This is a genomic window from Bdellovibrio sp. KM01 (assembly GCF_013752535.1).
GTDB lineage: Bacteria > Bdellovibrionota > Bdellovibrionia > Bdellovibrionales > Bdellovibrionaceae > Bdellovibrio.
Window position 1 is genome coordinate 2,729,478 of the sequence record NZ_CP058348.1, and the last position, 14,370, is coordinate 2,743,847.

Sequence of the window (14,370 nt, forward strand, 5' to 3'; positions counted from 1 at the left end):
AATCCCTGTGTACATTCAAAATTACTCATGCACCACAGCAGCGGGATTCGGCACTCGCTCCCTGATGTCAGCACTCTATTCTGGGAAAGACTGCTCTATTTCCGTCGAAAGCGGCGGCCGCGTTTGTTATCTGGAACAGAAACCTGAAAAAACTCAGACCTACAAAAATATTTTCGTAAATGCCTTTAAGCAGCTCACCTTGTCGGTGCGCGAAGGCCTTTCACAAAATGCGTATGGGGATATCCCCAAAGGCCGTGCCGCCTTGATCTTTGCCTCCACCAAAGGTTGTAGCGAAGATTTTATCTGGGAAGCCACAGGTGAAAATATCCGCGAAATGCAGGATCCGTTCACAGATATTTACCAGGAATTCACCGAAGCCATGGGCGAACTGGAATGGACACTTCACTGCAACGTCAGTAATGCCTGTGCCTCAAGCCATGTCGCCTTGGAATATGCTCAAGATCTTTTCGCGTCAGACCGCGCCGAATATGCGCTGATTATCGCCGGCGACCTGATCGGGCCCTTCATTTACAAAGGATTTCAATCTTTGAAAGTAATTTCCCCTTCGGGAAATCGTCCTTTTTCGGGAGACCGTGAAGGTTTACAATTGGGAGAGGCCATGGCCATGCTTTTACTTTCCAAAGAAAGAAAATCACCTAAAGATTTAAAAATCATCGGCGTCGCCAGTGACACAGAGGGCTCTTCTATCACTCGTCCTTCATTAAATGGACTGGGACTTCTTCGCGCTATCCAAAAAGTGAACTCTCAAACGAAACTACATCCTGATCTGGTGATCGCTCATGGGACGGGAACCAAGTTTAATGACTCCGCGGAAGAAAAAGCTCTTTCACAGTTTTTAGCCTCGATCGATCTGAAGGAAACACCGATTACCAATACCAAGTGGAGTATCGGACATACTTTGGGTGCGAGTGGGTTGATTGATGTCATCGCCGCCTGTGAAATTTTAAAAACTCAAAAAGCCTTTCGCATTCAGAATACCACCTCAATAGAATCGGGCTTTGAAGGAAATTATCTGACGGCAAACAGTGATGTCGAAAAATATCGTCGCTTCCGCCAAATTCTTGTCACATCATTGGGCTTTGGCGGAGTTCATGCCGCCTGCGCCGTCAGTTCCGAGGAGATGATCAATGAAGCTCGTCGTTGATTTAAAAAATAAATCTGAACCTGCATGGAGCGGGAAAATTGATCGCTGGTACCAACTGGATGAAGTGGGCTATGCCTTTTGCGAAGCTCTTCATCAATGGGAAAATTTGAAAGACCAGACTCGTCCCGATGTCATTTTCTTGGCACTACCAGAAGCTTCGAATGTCGCGGATTTTGATTTTGTTTCCACAGGAGCCTCCAGCCCGGCCAAATTTGTTTTTACTCTACCGAATATCTGCGCGGCTGTGATTTTTCAGATGTTGGGTTTTAGCGGAAAAGTTTACTGCCTGAACAAAGGGGCTGCGACCATTGATTTTGCAAAACAAGAAGCCCAAGAAATGGCAAAGGCTGGAAAAACCGCGTGGGTATTTGCCAGCCCTGCTAAACTTCAGAATGAGGGCCGCGAAATTGAATTCGAAGCCTTCGCTGCAAAGTAGTTATTAGAAACTATATGCCAATCCGATACCTGGTGCTTTTGGATCCGGCAGGATGTAGGCTTTCACACCGCTGTCCACTGGAGTAGCACCCGCCCAAGCATCAACGATTTCCCAAACGTGGAACCCCAGCAAAACACCAAGACCCGCAACAGCTAATCCGGCGTTACTGCACTTAGTTTCTTTGTAACCGTAGGCATCCGTTTCTTCTTTACAAGTGTTTGCACCGGCAATCAGCATCGCAAGCCCCGCAGATTCAGTTGCCGTGAAGATCCAACCTTTATCAGACCAACGACCTTGAACACCGTGACCGATACCAAAACCCAAAGTGGAAGCCAAAACTCCACCCGTGACGTACTTACCAGTCGCAACTGGAACTTTCGTCGAACTCGTGCTCACTTCTTCTTGCGCATGCGCGAATGAAAAAGTCATTGCGATATAGGCTGCTGTAAAAATCTTAAGTAATTTCAAAATCCACCTCTTTACTATTGCCCACAATATAATTTGAGTCCCACCTGAGCAAGAAGCTTTTTGTCGTTAAACACTTTTCCGTTCACTACTTTCAGTGGACCGAAATCGTGAGTACACGTGGTTTCAATACGAATCATATCACCTGGCTTGTGATCAACATCGACGAAATCAAACTTCGCGTTTTTAACTTCCGCAATAAACGTCACACGTCCCTTATAAGCAGGTTCAATTCCCAAAATATCATTGGCAATCACACTGTAACCGTAGGTTTGAGCGATCCACTCAATACAGGAACTTTCGCGAATTTTGCCGTCAGAAAAATAACGCCCTTGAGATTGCAGCGTCACCTGGCCGACACCCTGACCTTTTTTAAATTCCGTCACATCATCAATCCACACCGCTCCGCCTTTATGAGGCAGCAGATACTTCATATGTTGCACGGATATCGACTCGCCCCACGCGCGTTCGCGTAAAACCTTTTTGATACCCTCCACCCGATCGAATTTAAAATTCGCATTCAGCGGAATATCTGAAAAAATAATATTCGAAAGAGCAGGTCGAATGCCAACGGATTCTGCTACAAGATCTGCCACTTGAGCTTTAAATGTTTCTTTATCTGAAACATCCTTTTGGATAATAAAGCCGATGTCTTCCCCTAAGCGCTCATCAAACAATGATACAGCTATGCAGCGGCAGAAAAAATGCGCAGCGATTTTCCCCTCAAGCACTTCCAGGGAAAGTTTTAATCCACCACGATTCAAAACCAAATCGGTGCGACCGTTAAATGTGTAGCGGGTTTTTCCGCCTTCAGAATGAGACTTTAAGGAGTCTTTCAATAAAATTTGTTCGGCGTGCTTAAGCTCTCCGTTTTCAAAAATACCGGCACAGGCGTTGGAGCCCTCAAAGTAAATGCCTTCTTCCTGCACCTTCACGCTGACGCCGGAAAGAACATAGCCAATATCCCCGTCTTCTTTAGGAGGAATTCCCGGTGGCAAATGAGTCACTCCGGGAGAAGCCTCTGTGGCGCCGTACCCGATACTGGGTTGTTCGATATTTAATATAGAACGCATTTGCTGCCACAAATCGCAAGTGGCCATCGCGCCGCCAATAATCGAAGTGTAGGATTTATTGGGGATTACGTTTTGCTTTTTTACGAATTGAATCAAATCCACGAAGTGCGTGGGTGTTCCTAACGTCAAAGTATTACCATCGACTTGCTCAAGCCACAGCTGATGGGTTTGTCGAGAGTACGCGCCTTCAGAGAAGATAATTTGCGCATTATTTAAAACGGCCTGCATATAACCCAGCACCAAACCGAATGTGTGGGTGGGTTGCGGGTAAGAGAAAACCTTTTGAATGCGTTGAGTATCGTACAGTTCGCGAATGGCATTTAACGATGTGGTGACGTTTTCTTTGGAATATAAAACCAGACGATTCACACCACTGGTGGTTCCTGAGGTGAAGACACCTAAAACTGCCGAGGCGATAATTTTCTTTTCGAACTCACACAGAGCGCGTGGAGCTTGCTGAGTAAGCTTTTTGATATCCTCGGGCCACTCACCATGAAGTTGAAACTCGGCAAACATTTGCAGAAATTGAAAATCTCTGTGATACGGCGGGACCATGATTACAAGCTCACCAGACTCCCAAAACTTTTTTAAAAGACCTGGCAATTCATGGTGATGAGTTCCGCGCCACAGATGAATCATTAATTCCTCAATGCCTGTTGTTGCATGGTTTGAGTCAGATTGACTATCTCTTGTCCCAGACTGCGATCATAGTTCACGAAGCTCACCTGGCTTCGCACCATCGAGTAAACCTTTTGTGACTTTTCACTTTGAAGCTTGATGTCTTTCAAATCCAAGGCTTGAGCCAGACAAACCAGCTGCATCGCCAGAATTTTGTAAACGCCTTCAAGCATATCCAAACACGTCATCGAAGCACTCATACCCAAAGAAACTTTGTCCTGGTTATGGGATTCAGAAGAGCGTGAGAAAATCCCACTGGGAATGGAGCGTTGAATGACTTCACTGGTGATCGCACCCACCGTCTGGTGCAAACCTTTCAGTCCATGGTGCATATGTTGTTCGTTTGCGGGAATTGATTTTGTATCGATCAAGTTCGCTGACAATCCGCGATTGAACTTATCACTCACCAGCATCAACACCTGGCGGTCCGCCAGATCAGCAATATGAGCCAGATTGATTTTTACGAAATCCATGGCCTGGCATAAATACCCGCCATAGAAATTGCCACCCATCTCCAATCCACCTTCGAAATTCACCACGGGATTATCCGTCACTGAATTGATTTCGTGCTCGAGGCTTGTCCACGAATGTTTCAAATTTTCGCGAATCGGGCCCAGGATCTGTGGCACACATCGCATGGAATACGGGTCTTGAATAAATTCAGATGTTTTATTCTTGGCAACAGAAACATCCTGGCCACGACCTGGATGATAATTTTCTGAATCCAATAGCTCACGAATATTTCGCGCACTCTCTCCTTGTCCGGGATTGGTTTTCGCAACTTCATTGATGAAAGTCCCAAAGGCTTCCTTGCGACCACCCAAGATCAAACACTGCCACGCCGCCGCGACTTCACAAAGCTCAACGATAAAGTCTGTAAGCTTCAGATTATAAAGCACCATTCCTGCCATTGTGGATGTTCCATTCACAATCGCCAAACCTTCTTTGGGTTTTAATTTGTAAGCAGGCAGGTTCAATTTTTTTAGAACGCTTTCAGCAGATGTGCGTTGGCCCTTATGGAAAACTTCTCCGATACCTTGAACGGTTTGTCCCAGATATGCAAGTGGCACTAAGTCTCCGCTGGCCCCCAAGGAACCTTCACATGGCACCACGGGCAAGACGTCATTTTCTAACAGCAAACACATTCTGGCGATAAGCTCGGGGCTTACACCCGAAACACCTTGAGCAAGGGAATTTAGACGCACCAAAAACATGGCACGGGAGGCCTCTGGGGGAATCGTGCGACCTTGGCCACAACTTAGATAATTGATCAGATTTTTTTGCAACTGATCAGCATGATCACTTTGTACGTAGTGCGTGGAGTTTTCACCAAAACCTGTCGTCACTCCGTAAATAGGCACACCCTTATCAATCAGGGTCTTTAAGGACTTAAATGAATATTCAATTTTTTTATGCAGATTTTCAGCGACAGAAATTTTCGAAAAAAGCTCTCGCTGAAATACAAAATCAGATAAGTCTTTAACTTTAAGATGCCCTTGCAGCACCAATTCCTTAGCCATGCCCTAAACCCCGTAAACGAAAACTATAAACCGGGGTTCTTTGGGGTTGCACCCCTTTTTTGCTGACACGGTTGCTCAGTTTTTATCGAATGACCAGGTGATTTTTCAACTGGTTGTGACCACCGTCAGTGTGAGGAAAATGCTGTTGCAAATGCCTGCCACAGGCCTCGATGGCCTCATTAAATCCCCCGGCCCAGTCACCCTTATTCAGTTGTTCACCCAGTTTTGCAAGAACTTGATTCCAGGTTTCAGGAGGAAGTTTTCCGCTAATCCCTTCATCAGCCAGAATCACCGCTTTTCGCTCCATCACAGAAACGAAAATCAAAATCCCCGTCCCCTGATTGGTGCGATGAATTTTATTAAGGTAAAACTCCAGGTGGGCCCGCTGATGCACCTGATCCAGTTCGTCACGCTCCGGAACAAAGATTTTTTGAATAAATGGCATCTTCGCCAAGGCGAAAGAGACGTAATAGACCCCAACCACCAAAAATGGCCAGATGTAGACCCACGGAGTCACCCACAGCAAATCTGCAAAAGGCAATTCCGCGATCACTAAAACCAAAAGCAAAAGAAGAGTTAAAGTCATCGGAACATGCCCCACTGAGGAAGAGCTCTTAACGATAACAGGTACAATCTCACCATCGGTGTGTTCTTCAACTCGATGAACCGTTTGGGAGATTTGTTCAATTTCTTTTTCTGAAAGATACTTATCAATCCAAGCCATTTAACTACTCCAATTGCGCAATCCTAGTAGCGCGCTGTCAGGTAAGATTTTTCAAGGCGCAAGGAGGAAGCTGTACATCGTACTGCGACATCGCAGCAACGCAGAAAAAGCTTGCCTGGCAGCGCGCTACCAGGAACCCGAAGAGCCGCCGCCACTGAACCCACCGCCGCCGCCGGACCAACCGCCACCACTTCCGCCACCCCAGCCTCCGCCGCCGAATGTGCCGCCACCATATCCACCGCGACCACCCAAGTAACGACCACGGCCGCCCCCGAATCTGCCCAGGACAGAAATGATGATTAAAAGAAGAATGATAACGCCAATTGGAATACCACCACCTTTGTCGTCAGAACGATCATCTGTGGTCATACCTTTTTCGTCGGCAAATTCCTTGTCAGCCAAAGCTATGATTTGCGCGACACCGGCATAAATTCCATCGGCATATCTTTGCTTACGGAAATACGGAGTCACGACGTCTGCGATGATTCGCTTGGCATAGACATCAGGAATTGCTCCCTCAAGTCCTTGCCCGACTTCGATGCGCATTTTGCGATCTTGCACAGCAATCAGGAATAGAACGCCGTTGTCTTTTTTAGCATCGCCCAACTTCCACTGGTCGGTGATTTTAATAGAAGCTTGTTCGATCGGCTCGCCTTCAAGAGTGCCAACTATCAAAACTTGAATCTGCGCTTTGCCACGTTTGTTGAAATCAAACAATAGCTGCGTCAGATCCTGGCGCATCGAACGTGGGATCACACCCACTTCGTCCATGACCGGCCCCTGCAAGGCAGGAACCTTGAATTCAGCGCGAGCTTGAAAGCTCGCCACCAAAAGAATGGGCAGCAAAAGCCAAGATAAAATTCGCATTAGAATTTAACTTCTGGAGCTTTCTCAGCTGTTGCTTTTTCATCAGCGGACATATCCCACTGAGGCATCTTTTCGAAATGATACATCACAGAGTTTGTCCAGCTTGTTGGCGGAACAGTGACCAGATTATTAAATTGATTGATCGATTCAATATAACGTTGGCGAGCAATCGTGATGCGATTTTCAGTGCCTTCAAGTTGCGCTTGAAGATCACGGAAATTTTGATCCGCTTTCAGGTTTGGATAATTTTCCGTCACCACCATCAAACGACCCAAAGCTTGAGACAAACCACTTTGCGCTTTTTGATATTCCGCCAATTGTTGAGGCGTTACTTTGGATGGATCGATTTGCATTGAAGTCGCTTTTGCGCGAGCCTCCACCACTTGAGTCAAAGTGGCTTCCTCGTGTTTCGCATAACCTTTTACAACGTTCACCAAATTTGGAATCAGATCAGCTCGACGTTTGTATTGATTTGATACCTCTGCCAGAGAAGCTTCCGTCGCATTTTTGGATTGGGGAATACTTTGAATCCCGCATCCCGCTAGAATTGGCAATACAAGAGACATCAAAAGAACTTTAGACATACGTTTCATGAGAAAAACCTCCATGTCCATTTCTATCGAATCTCTCAGTGACGCTCAATGAAAACCGGTCTATATTAGTCGAATGACACGCACGATTAAGCTTCGCTACACCGAGACAACCGGTTGCATCTTCGTTGACAAGATTGCCGGCCTGAACACGCACACTCCAGAGCATGGACAACGTGGTTGCGTCGAAGTGTACGAAGAGGAATTGGATCGCAAGCTTTTCGTTGTGCACCGCCTGGATAAGGCGACCTCTGGCGCTCTGTGTTTTGCTAAAAGTTCCGAGGACGCGGCGGAAATCTCCCGCCTCTTCGAACAACATTTGGTAAGTAAGAAATATCTTTTTTTAACTGATAAGCCGGCAGGTTCGCTAGAGTTCACTTATCAATCCCACATCGAAAAAGAAAAAAACAAATTCGTTAGCACTAAAGATAAAGAACCCAATTCCAAAACTACTTTCCGATGGATCAAAGCTTTAGGGCGCTTTCAATTGTGGGAAGCCATTCCTCACACCGGGAAGCCGCACCAAATTCGCCTGCACGCCGAGGCCAAAGGCATTCCCATTTTGGGCGACAGTGAACACGGCGGCAGTCGTTTTTATCGACTGTGCTTGCACTCCCACTCTTTGGAGTTCACTTTGCGCGGAGAACCCATAAAATTCGAAACAGACCTTCCCGTGTGGGCCAAAGATGGCGAATTAAACGAGCATGAAGAAGATTTGATTTTGGCAGAGGCGTTTCAACGCCGCGAGCGTCTGTACAAGTTCACGGAACTTAAAGACGAAAGTTTGCGCCTTTCTCATCGCGAGCTCGATACCTACCGTATCGATCAATATGGTGAATACCTTTGGGTGTATTGGTACAAAGAAGAAGACCCTTCGGTGCCGGATCTTTTGCGCTTTGAGCGCATCTCGAAAAAACTAAAAAAGAAAATCCTGATTCGCAAAATGCTCAACCGCGGTGATGATCCCAATGCAGAGCTTCTGTGGACGATCGGTCAGACCCAAACCAGCTGGGTCGCCAAAGAAAACAATGTGAAGTACGAACTTCGCAGTGACACCGGGCTTTCCCCTGGTTTGTTTTTGGATCAACGGGAAAACCGTCTATGGGTCAGCGAACATGCCCAAGACCGTCGCGTTTTAAATCTTTTCTCTTACACCAGCGGCTTCAGTGTCGTATCAGCCATGGCCGGAGCCCAGGAAGTTTGCACGGTTGACGTCTCTGCAAATTTCTTAGACTGGAGCAAACGCAATTTCGTCCTTAACGGACTTGATCCAGAACATGAAAAATACGAATTCTGGAATAGCGACTGCATTTTGTTCCTGAAAGGAACTGTTCGTCGCAAAAGAAAATTCGGTTTGATCATTTGTGACCCGCCATCTTTTGGTCGCTCCAAAAATGGTGTTTTCTCGATCAGTAAAAACTTTGATGAGCTCATGATCAATGCCATGTACTGCCTGGAAAAGAATGGCTTGTTGTTGTTCTGTACGAATTATGAAAAGTGGACAAGTGGCGACCTGCATTTGCGTCTGGAAAAACTTAAACGAGAATTCTCGTTCAAGATTTTACCGGCTCCATCCCAAGGTATCGACTTCGAATTGCCTGACCAGGAACCTTTGATGAAATCCATCATCCTTCGCAAAAACTAAACTATCCGCACGAATAAAAAAGGAGCCCGAGGCTCCTTTTTTATGGATAAAAATTATATTTGATATGGATTCGCTTCTCGTCCTGTAACCCCATCTTGGAGCCACTTAGAAACGCTGGGACTTTCCTTTTAACCCGCTTGCGATCTTTAGGGAAGCGCTTGTCATCAACGAAACAATCAAAGCGCTCGTCTTTACACAGAGTCGTGAACTCCCCTGGTTCATTTGCAAACAAGTACGAATCCATCGCTCGCGCCATCTTATCTCCCAAGTCTAAATCGGCTTGCTGGACCACGATGCCACCACCTGTTTTCACTTGCGGTTTGGCGGGTGTCGGTTCGCCCGGGACTTTTTTAATGATCACACGGGGCTTGCATTCTGGCGGCAAATCCAGCTCGGGTTCGCAATTACAAAATGTTTTCTTAAGAGTTGCACAAGAGCTCAGTGTTAATACCAGCAAACAAAGCCCTAAAACCTTCTTCATTATTTCTTACCCCAATGAGACCAAAATTGACCCGCCCCTTTAGGGTTGGCCTTCGCATATTTATAAAATTCCTCAACGAAAGCAGCACGCTCTTTTTGATAAAGATACTTCCAGTCAGATTCCGCAGGAACCGTCATCACATCATAATCATCACTCAGCTTGGTATTACGTTCGATGATGGTTTCAAGTGAATCCTTTTGCGCGTTATGAAGCATGTCATACATCACCATGAAAGTCGTCGTACGTCCTTTGCCCGCGCGGCAATGAAAGTGCACCCAGTTATTTGCTGGCAGATCACGAACGGCCTGGATAAAAAGATCGACTTCGTTATCAGTGGGACGAACATGATCCGTCACCGTCAAACGCACATATTGATGACCCGCACTGCGTACCAGGCTTTCTTCGGTTTCAATGCTTTTGATTTCCACACCAGCGATCTGCTCACCCACGCGCAAATCACCCAACAGACGGCGCTCGCGCTGAATGACGTCATCATGGCCCAAGTCCGCGTTTGCCCAATCGCGGTCCGCTTGCCAGGTCACAGGTTTATCATTGATCAAACCATGGGATTCCTGGCGCAGGTCAAAGACATAAAGCGGCGCTTTTTTCTTTTTCGCAGGCTTCGCAATCTCTTTTAAAGCTGGCGGAGAAAAACTCGCACTGCCCGACATACTAAGGCTGTCATTTTTTCGATAATTCACGGGTTTGCGAACATCGTATTTCGTATCGAAAACCAACTCCACCGGTTCCGTGCGAGTGGGTTTCGTCATAAAGAATGGAAGTTTACTTTTGGGGTCAGCTGATTCCGGTTGGTTCGCCGCCACGGGAGTATTTGCAGATTCTGTCGCGACATTTTTTTCTGCACAGGCTGCGATCACGAAAGGCAAAAGAAAGATCCATTTTCTCATACGTCCTCCATGAAGGCTCTATCCGTGCCTTCATGGAAAAGTCTAAGCCTTAATCTGTCCTCTTGCAAAAAGTTCTTCAAGATATTGGAAGCCTGAGTCCTGAGTGCGCAAATAGTAATAAGCGCGCAGGATATCCTGCTCTTGATGGCTTAAGGAAGCGTTTGAGCCCCCACGCTTCATGCGATCTTGAGAGATATGGTACAGGCTTAAAGCTCCTGCGACGGAAATGTTGAAGCTTTGAACAAAGCCCGTCATCGGAATGATAATACATTCGTCAGCGGCGGCTACCATTTCAGGGCTCACACCGTTTTTTTCATTCCCCAATACCAAAGCGGCTTTTCCAGAGAAATCAACTTCGTGCAGAGGCTTTGAACGCGCATCTAAATGAGTGACGTAAATTTTGTAGCCCTGACTTTTCAGATTCTTTACACAGTCCGTGGTGTTCTGCCATTTTTTTACCTCCACCCACTTGTCAGCTCCTTGAGTGACACGAGCAGATTCTTTAAATTTTTCCTGAGTTTCAATGACGTGAAAATTGCCAAAACCCAAGCCTTCAGCTGATCTCATAACCGCTGAAATATTCCCACGGTCATAAATGCTTTCCAAAACGACGGCTGTATCGAAATTTCTTTGCGCGACCACGCGATCAATTTTTAATCGACGGTCATCTGTCAAAAGTGGTCCCAGTTTTTCCAGAACCACTTGATAATTGATTTTTAAATTAGCATTGATCTCGATATCGGAGCCATAAGGAAACATGAATGACTACTTGTAAAGAGATTCAGGATTTTTAGACAAATCGCGAGTGATATTTTTTTGGTGGGCTTCCAAAGTACCGCCACCAATTTCTAACAACTTCGCATCTCTCCACAATCTTTCAACAACATACTCACCCACATAACCGTAGCCACCCAAAACCTGGATCGCACGGTCTGCTACGTTTTTCGCCATTGTTGTTGCCACAAGTTTTACACCGTCTGAATCCAGGCGGTTGCCCTCTTTGTTCAAATCCATGCGACGAGCCGTCTCGTACACGTATGCACGAGCTGATTTGTATTCAGCATAACTGTCAGCGATATAGCGCTGCATTTGACCAAAGTGGTTCAAAGATTTACCGAACGCTTCACGCTCAGTCGCATAGCGATTCATGATCTCGATAGATCTGCGAGCAATCCCTAAGCTCATTGCGGCCAATGTCAGGCGTTCGATTTCAAGGTTGCGCATCATGTGCAGCATCGAATCACCTTCGTGACCGATAAGGGCCGATTCAGGAACGTGGCAGTCTTGGAATACAAGCTCTGCCGTGTTTGAACCACGCATACCCAATTTGTCTTTAATTTTTTGACCGACTTCGAAACCCTTGTGATCTTTTTCCACCAAGAACGTAGAGATCATCGCGCGACCGTGTTTTTCACCCGTCTTCGCGTACACCAGAGTTAAATCACAAGGCGTATTGTTTTCATCGATTGTGCCGTTTGTGATCCACATTTTGCGACCATTCAAAACCCACTCATTGCCTTTTTTAACGGCGCGAGTTTGCATACCCAGAACGTCTGTTCCGATAGCAGGTTCTGACATCGACATGGAACCAACCCACTCACCAGAGCAAAGCTTTGGAAGCACGCGTGCGCGTTGCTCGTCGCTCCCGTTCACCGCGATGTTGTTCACGCAAAGCATCGAGTGTGCAAGATAGGCCAAAGCAAAACCTGGATCCGATGCAGAAAGCTCTTCATGTACAATGACAGCCGCTGTTGGGTCCATGCCCGCACCACCGAATTGTTCCGGAACGGTGATGCCCAGCAGCCCCAGCTCACCCACTTTTTTGAAAAGTGCCAGGTTGAATTTTTCAGAACGATCGTGCTCATGAGCTTGAGGTTCAACTTCAGCTTGCGTGAAAGCGTTGACAGTTTCGCGCAACATGCTGTGCTCAGGCGTCGGATTGTAAAGATCAAATTCTTTCCAATTAAAGGACATGGTAGCTCCTACATATATAGAGTTGCGAATCTAGAAAAACCCCGTGAGATCCGCAAGGTATAGCGTCACTAACGCTATGCAATAATAGCGGTTTTCGGCGACTTTTGGAAAGAATCTGGACGAGCCCCCGCCTGAGGCCTAATCTTGAGGGCGTGCCCGCGAAGGAGAGACATATGATCGCCTCAGTTTTAGGAATTGGAACAGAATTGGTCGACGGCCAAATTGTGAATAAAAACGCAGCCTGGATTTCTGAGAAATTAAAGGCTTTGGGTTTAACGACAAAACTTCACCTGGTCATTCCAGATGATAGAAAACTCATTTTTGAATCTTTGGATTATTGTGGTCAGTACTCTGATTTGATGTTCGTAACGGGGGGCTTAGGTCCCACGTCTGACGACTTTACCCGCGAGGTGATTTCCGAGTGGACCGGTCTTTCATTGAAGTGGGATGAATCTTCTTGGCAGCACATCAAGGATCGCCTCGAGCCCCGCGGGTACGTTGTTAAAGATATTCAAAGACAGCAGTGTTACTTTCCCGAAGGCGCGCGTGTCCTTAAAAACACCGAAGGCACAGCCAATGCTTTTTTCGTCGAGGCAAAAGGCAAAAAGATTTTCGTTCTGCCGGGCCCTCCTCGCGAAATTGAATCGGTGTGGAAAAGCGAAATCGCGGCGTGGTTGGAAAAATCTGTTGAAGGCATGGATCCCTATATCACCCGCCACTGGGACACCATCGGCATGGGAGAGTCGGATGTGGCAACTTTGGTTGAGCAAGCCTTGGCCAATGTGAATGTGGAAAAAGGTTACCGTGTTCATCTTCCTTATGTGGAAGTAAAGATGTCCTACTTTAAATCCCAAGAAGAAAAAATGCGCGTTCACGTCGAAAAAGTGACCGAGGCTTTGCGCGGAATCACCGTCACTCGGGACCAACAGGATGTTCCGTTGATGCTGTCTTTAGCTTTAAAAAGTTATTCATCTCTCAGTATTCAAGACTCCGCCACAGGACAGTTTTTGATGAACCGCCTGATGCCAGTGATGCGCGAATTTATGACGGAAAAGGTATGGAGCTTCTCAAGTCACGCCGTCGATCAAGAAGCGGACATTCGTTTAATCGTGATCCCCAAAGACGAACACTCGGTTTTCGTAAGTGTCGAGCGCGGTAACAAAAAGTCTTCGGATATTATCGTTGCTCCCTACAAAGCAATGCCAATGCGAGAACGTCGCGCCCAATATTTTGCCGAAGCCGCAATGATCTTCTGGCTCCGCCATCTTTATTAGAAGACTTCGCGGCCGACTTTCAGAATGTGTTCCTGAAAGTCTTTGGGCCAATCACCGATCATCTTTTTAAATTTTTTAGAATCATTCGCGTACATGGCGCGCAGGGCTTCTTCGTAATTAGGAAGGTCCCCCGCCATGGCGTGCATGAATTTGTAAACGGCATCCTGCGCCTGACGAATTTGATCTTTGGCGAAGTTTTTCTTTTTCGCCTCTTCGATCAGTTTGCGTAAAGTGACTGACGCTCCACCTGGTTGCAAAGCTAACCACTCCCAATGCTGCGGAAGCAGCGTCACTTCTTTCGAAACGACACCCAATTTTGGACGACCCGGTCCGGCTTTCTTATCCTCAGGCTCAAGCAAAGATTCGAATCTTTTTGTGACCGCTTCGACGGTCCCACGCAAATCCAATTCCACTTGGGCGCTAGTGACATCATCAAAGATCAAAACGTTTTCTTTGCCATCGTCTTTTAAATATTTTTTTACTTTCAAAGCTACTTGAAGCACGTCACCGGAAGCCACCATCTTAGTCCCAGCAAAAGCTGTGCAAGTGCGATCCATTCTTGGTTCCATT

15 protein-coding genes are annotated in these 14,370 nt (G+C 46.6%); 4 read left to right on the forward strand and 11 right to left on the reverse strand.

Annotation, left to right across the window (positions count from 1 at the left end; translation table 11 throughout):
* Positions 1-7 precede the first annotated feature (7 nt).
* Together HW988_RS13295 and HW988_RS13300 are read left to right on the forward strand one after the other, a co-directional pair.
* Positions 8-1,165, forward strand: coding sequence for a beta-ketoacyl synthase N-terminal-like domain-containing protein (locus HW988_RS13295; RefSeq protein WP_181604723.1), 1,158 nt, complete (start codon positions 8-10; stop codon positions 1,163-1,165).
* Positions 1,149-1,601 carry a hypothetical protein gene (locus HW988_RS13300; protein ID WP_181604724.1) on the forward strand — a complete coding sequence of 151 codons (453 nt, stop codon included), beginning with the start codon at positions 1,149-1,151 and terminating at the stop codon, positions 1,599-1,601. The genes HW988_RS13295 and HW988_RS13300 overlap by 17 nt, the downstream gene beginning before the upstream one ends.
* Positions 1,602-1,604: 3 nt before the next feature.
* On the opposite strand, the gene HW988_RS13305 is transcribed toward HW988_RS13300, so the two are convergent.
* From HW988_RS13305 to HW988_RS13330, 6 genes are all read right to left on the reverse strand, one after another.
* Entirely contained in the window at positions 1,605-2,069 is a 465-nt protein-coding gene (locus HW988_RS13305; protein WP_181604725.1) for a hypothetical protein, read from the reverse strand.
* A 14-nt stretch (positions 2,070-2,083) separates the two neighbouring features.
* Positions 2,084-3,778, reverse strand: coding sequence for a class I adenylate-forming enzyme family protein (locus tag HW988_RS13310; protein WP_181604726.1), 1,695 nt, complete (start codon positions 3,776-3,778; stop codon positions 2,084-2,086).
* Positions 3,778-5,337, reverse strand: coding sequence for a histidine ammonia-lyase (gene hutH, locus HW988_RS13315; protein ID WP_181604727.1), 1,560 nt, complete (start codon positions 5,335-5,337; stop codon positions 3,778-3,780). The genes HW988_RS13310 and hutH overlap by 1 nt, the downstream gene beginning before the upstream one ends.
* 82 nt (positions 5,338-5,419) lie before the next feature.
* Positions 5,420-6,061 (reverse strand): TPM domain-containing protein, encoded by a 642-nt coding sequence (locus tag HW988_RS13320; RefSeq protein ID WP_181604728.1) that lies wholly within the window; start codon positions 6,059-6,061, stop codon positions 5,420-5,422.
* Positions 6,062-6,187: 126 nt separating this feature from the next.
* Positions 6,188-6,928, reverse strand: coding sequence for a YgcG family protein (locus tag HW988_RS13325; protein WP_181604729.1), 741 nt, complete (start codon positions 6,926-6,928; stop codon positions 6,188-6,190).
* Positions 6,928-7,521, reverse strand: coding sequence for a LemA family protein (locus HW988_RS13330; protein ID WP_255490015.1), 594 nt, complete (start codon positions 7,519-7,521; stop codon positions 6,928-6,930). The genes HW988_RS13325 and HW988_RS13330 overlap by 1 nt, the downstream gene beginning before the upstream one ends.
* Positions 7,522-7,594: 73 nt before the next feature.
* Between HW988_RS13330 and HW988_RS13335 the strand changes: the two genes are divergently transcribed.
* Positions 7,595-9,163, forward strand: a complete 1,569-nt coding sequence (locus tag HW988_RS13335; RefSeq protein ID WP_181604730.1) for a class I SAM-dependent methyltransferase — start codon at positions 7,595-7,597, stop codon at positions 9,161-9,163.
* Positions 9,164-9,203: 40 nt separating this feature from the next.
* Here HW988_RS13335 and HW988_RS13340 read toward each other — a convergent pair whose 3' ends face one another.
* Genes HW988_RS13340 through HW988_RS13355 form a run of 4 tightly spaced genes read right to left on the reverse strand, consistent with a single transcriptional unit; the run spans position 9,204 to position 12,526 of the window.
* Positions 9,204-9,644 (reverse strand): hypothetical protein, encoded by a 441-nt coding sequence (locus HW988_RS13340; RefSeq protein ID WP_181604731.1) that lies wholly within the window; start codon positions 9,642-9,644, stop codon positions 9,204-9,206.
* On the reverse strand, positions 9,644-10,552 hold the full coding sequence (locus HW988_RS13345; protein ID WP_181604732.1) for a protein tyrosine phosphatase: 909 nt from the start codon (positions 10,550-10,552) through the stop codon (positions 9,644-9,646). The genes HW988_RS13340 and HW988_RS13345 overlap by 1 nt, the downstream gene beginning before the upstream one ends.
* 42 nt (positions 10,553-10,594) lie before the next feature.
* On the reverse strand, positions 10,595-11,311 hold the full coding sequence (locus HW988_RS13350; protein WP_142701011.1) for an RNA methyltransferase: 717 nt from the start codon (positions 11,309-11,311) through the stop codon (positions 10,595-10,597).
* A 6-nt stretch (positions 11,312-11,317) separates the two neighbouring features.
* On the reverse strand, positions 11,318-12,526 hold the full coding sequence (locus HW988_RS13355) for an acyl-CoA dehydrogenase family protein (protein WP_181604733.1): 1,209 nt from the start codon (positions 12,524-12,526) through the stop codon (positions 11,318-11,320).
* Between the two features lie 173 nt (positions 12,527-12,699).
* Between HW988_RS13355 and HW988_RS13360 the strand changes: the two genes are divergently transcribed.
* Positions 12,700-13,800 (forward strand): molybdopterin-binding protein, encoded by a 1,101-nt coding sequence (locus HW988_RS13360; protein WP_181604734.1) that lies wholly within the window; start codon positions 12,700-12,702, stop codon positions 13,798-13,800.
* Here HW988_RS13360 and HW988_RS13365 read toward each other — a convergent pair.
* On the reverse strand, positions 13,797-14,369 hold the full coding sequence (locus HW988_RS13365) for a DUF2239 family protein (RefSeq protein WP_181604735.1): 573 nt from the start codon (positions 14,367-14,369) through the stop codon (positions 13,797-13,799). The genes HW988_RS13360 and HW988_RS13365 overlap by 4 nt on opposite strands.
* Position 14,370: the final 1 nt, after the last annotated feature.

Excerpts from the sequence above, each read along its gene's own strand:
- HW988_RS13335 (WP_181604730.1), top strand. The coding sequence starts at position 7,595 with ATGACACGCACGATTAAGCTTCGCTACACCGAGACAACCGGTTGCATC.
- HW988_RS13325 (WP_181604729.1), bottom strand. The coding sequence starts at position 6,928 with ATGCGAATTTTATCTTGGCTTTTGCTGCCCATTCTTTTGGTGGCGAGC.
- HW988_RS13330 (WP_255490015.1), bottom strand. The coding sequence starts at position 7,521 with ATGAAACGTATGTCTAAAGTTCTTTTGATGTCTCTTGTATTGCCAATT.
- HW988_RS13300 (WP_181604724.1), top strand. The coding sequence starts at position 1,149 with ATGAAGCTCGTCGTTGATTTAAAAAATAAATCTGAACCTGCATGGAGC.
- HW988_RS13345 (WP_181604732.1), bottom strand. The coding sequence starts at position 10,552 with ATGAGAAAATGGATCTTTCTTTTGCCTTTCGTGATCGCAGCCTGTGCA.
- hutH (WP_181604727.1), bottom strand. The coding sequence starts at position 5,337 with ATGGCTAAGGAATTGGTGCTGCAAGGGCATCTTAAAGTTAAAGACTTA.
- HW988_RS13355 (WP_181604733.1), bottom strand. The coding sequence starts at position 12,526 with ATGTCCTTTAATTGGAAAGAATTTGATCTTTACAATCCGACGCCTGAG.
- HW988_RS13360 (WP_181604734.1), top strand. The coding sequence starts at position 12,700 with ATGATCGCCTCAGTTTTAGGAATTGGAACAGAATTGGTCGACGGCCAA.
- HW988_RS13310 (WP_181604726.1), bottom strand. The coding sequence starts at position 3,778 with ATGATTCATCTGTGGCGCGGAACTCATCACCATGAATTGCCAGGTCTT.
- HW988_RS13350 (WP_142701011.1), bottom strand. The coding sequence starts at position 11,311 with ATGTTTCCTTATGGCTCCGATATCGAGATCAATGCTAATTTAAAAATC.
- HW988_RS13320 (WP_181604728.1), bottom strand. The coding sequence starts at position 6,061 with ATGGCTTGGATTGATAAGTATCTTTCAGAAAAAGAAATTGAACAAATC.
- HW988_RS13365 (WP_181604735.1), bottom strand. The coding sequence starts at position 14,369 with ATGGAACCAAGAATGGATCGCACTTGCACAGCTTTTGCTGGGACTAAG.
- HW988_RS13340 (WP_181604731.1), bottom strand. The coding sequence starts at position 9,644 with ATGAAGAAGGTTTTAGGGCTTTGTTTGCTGGTATTAACACTGAGCTCT.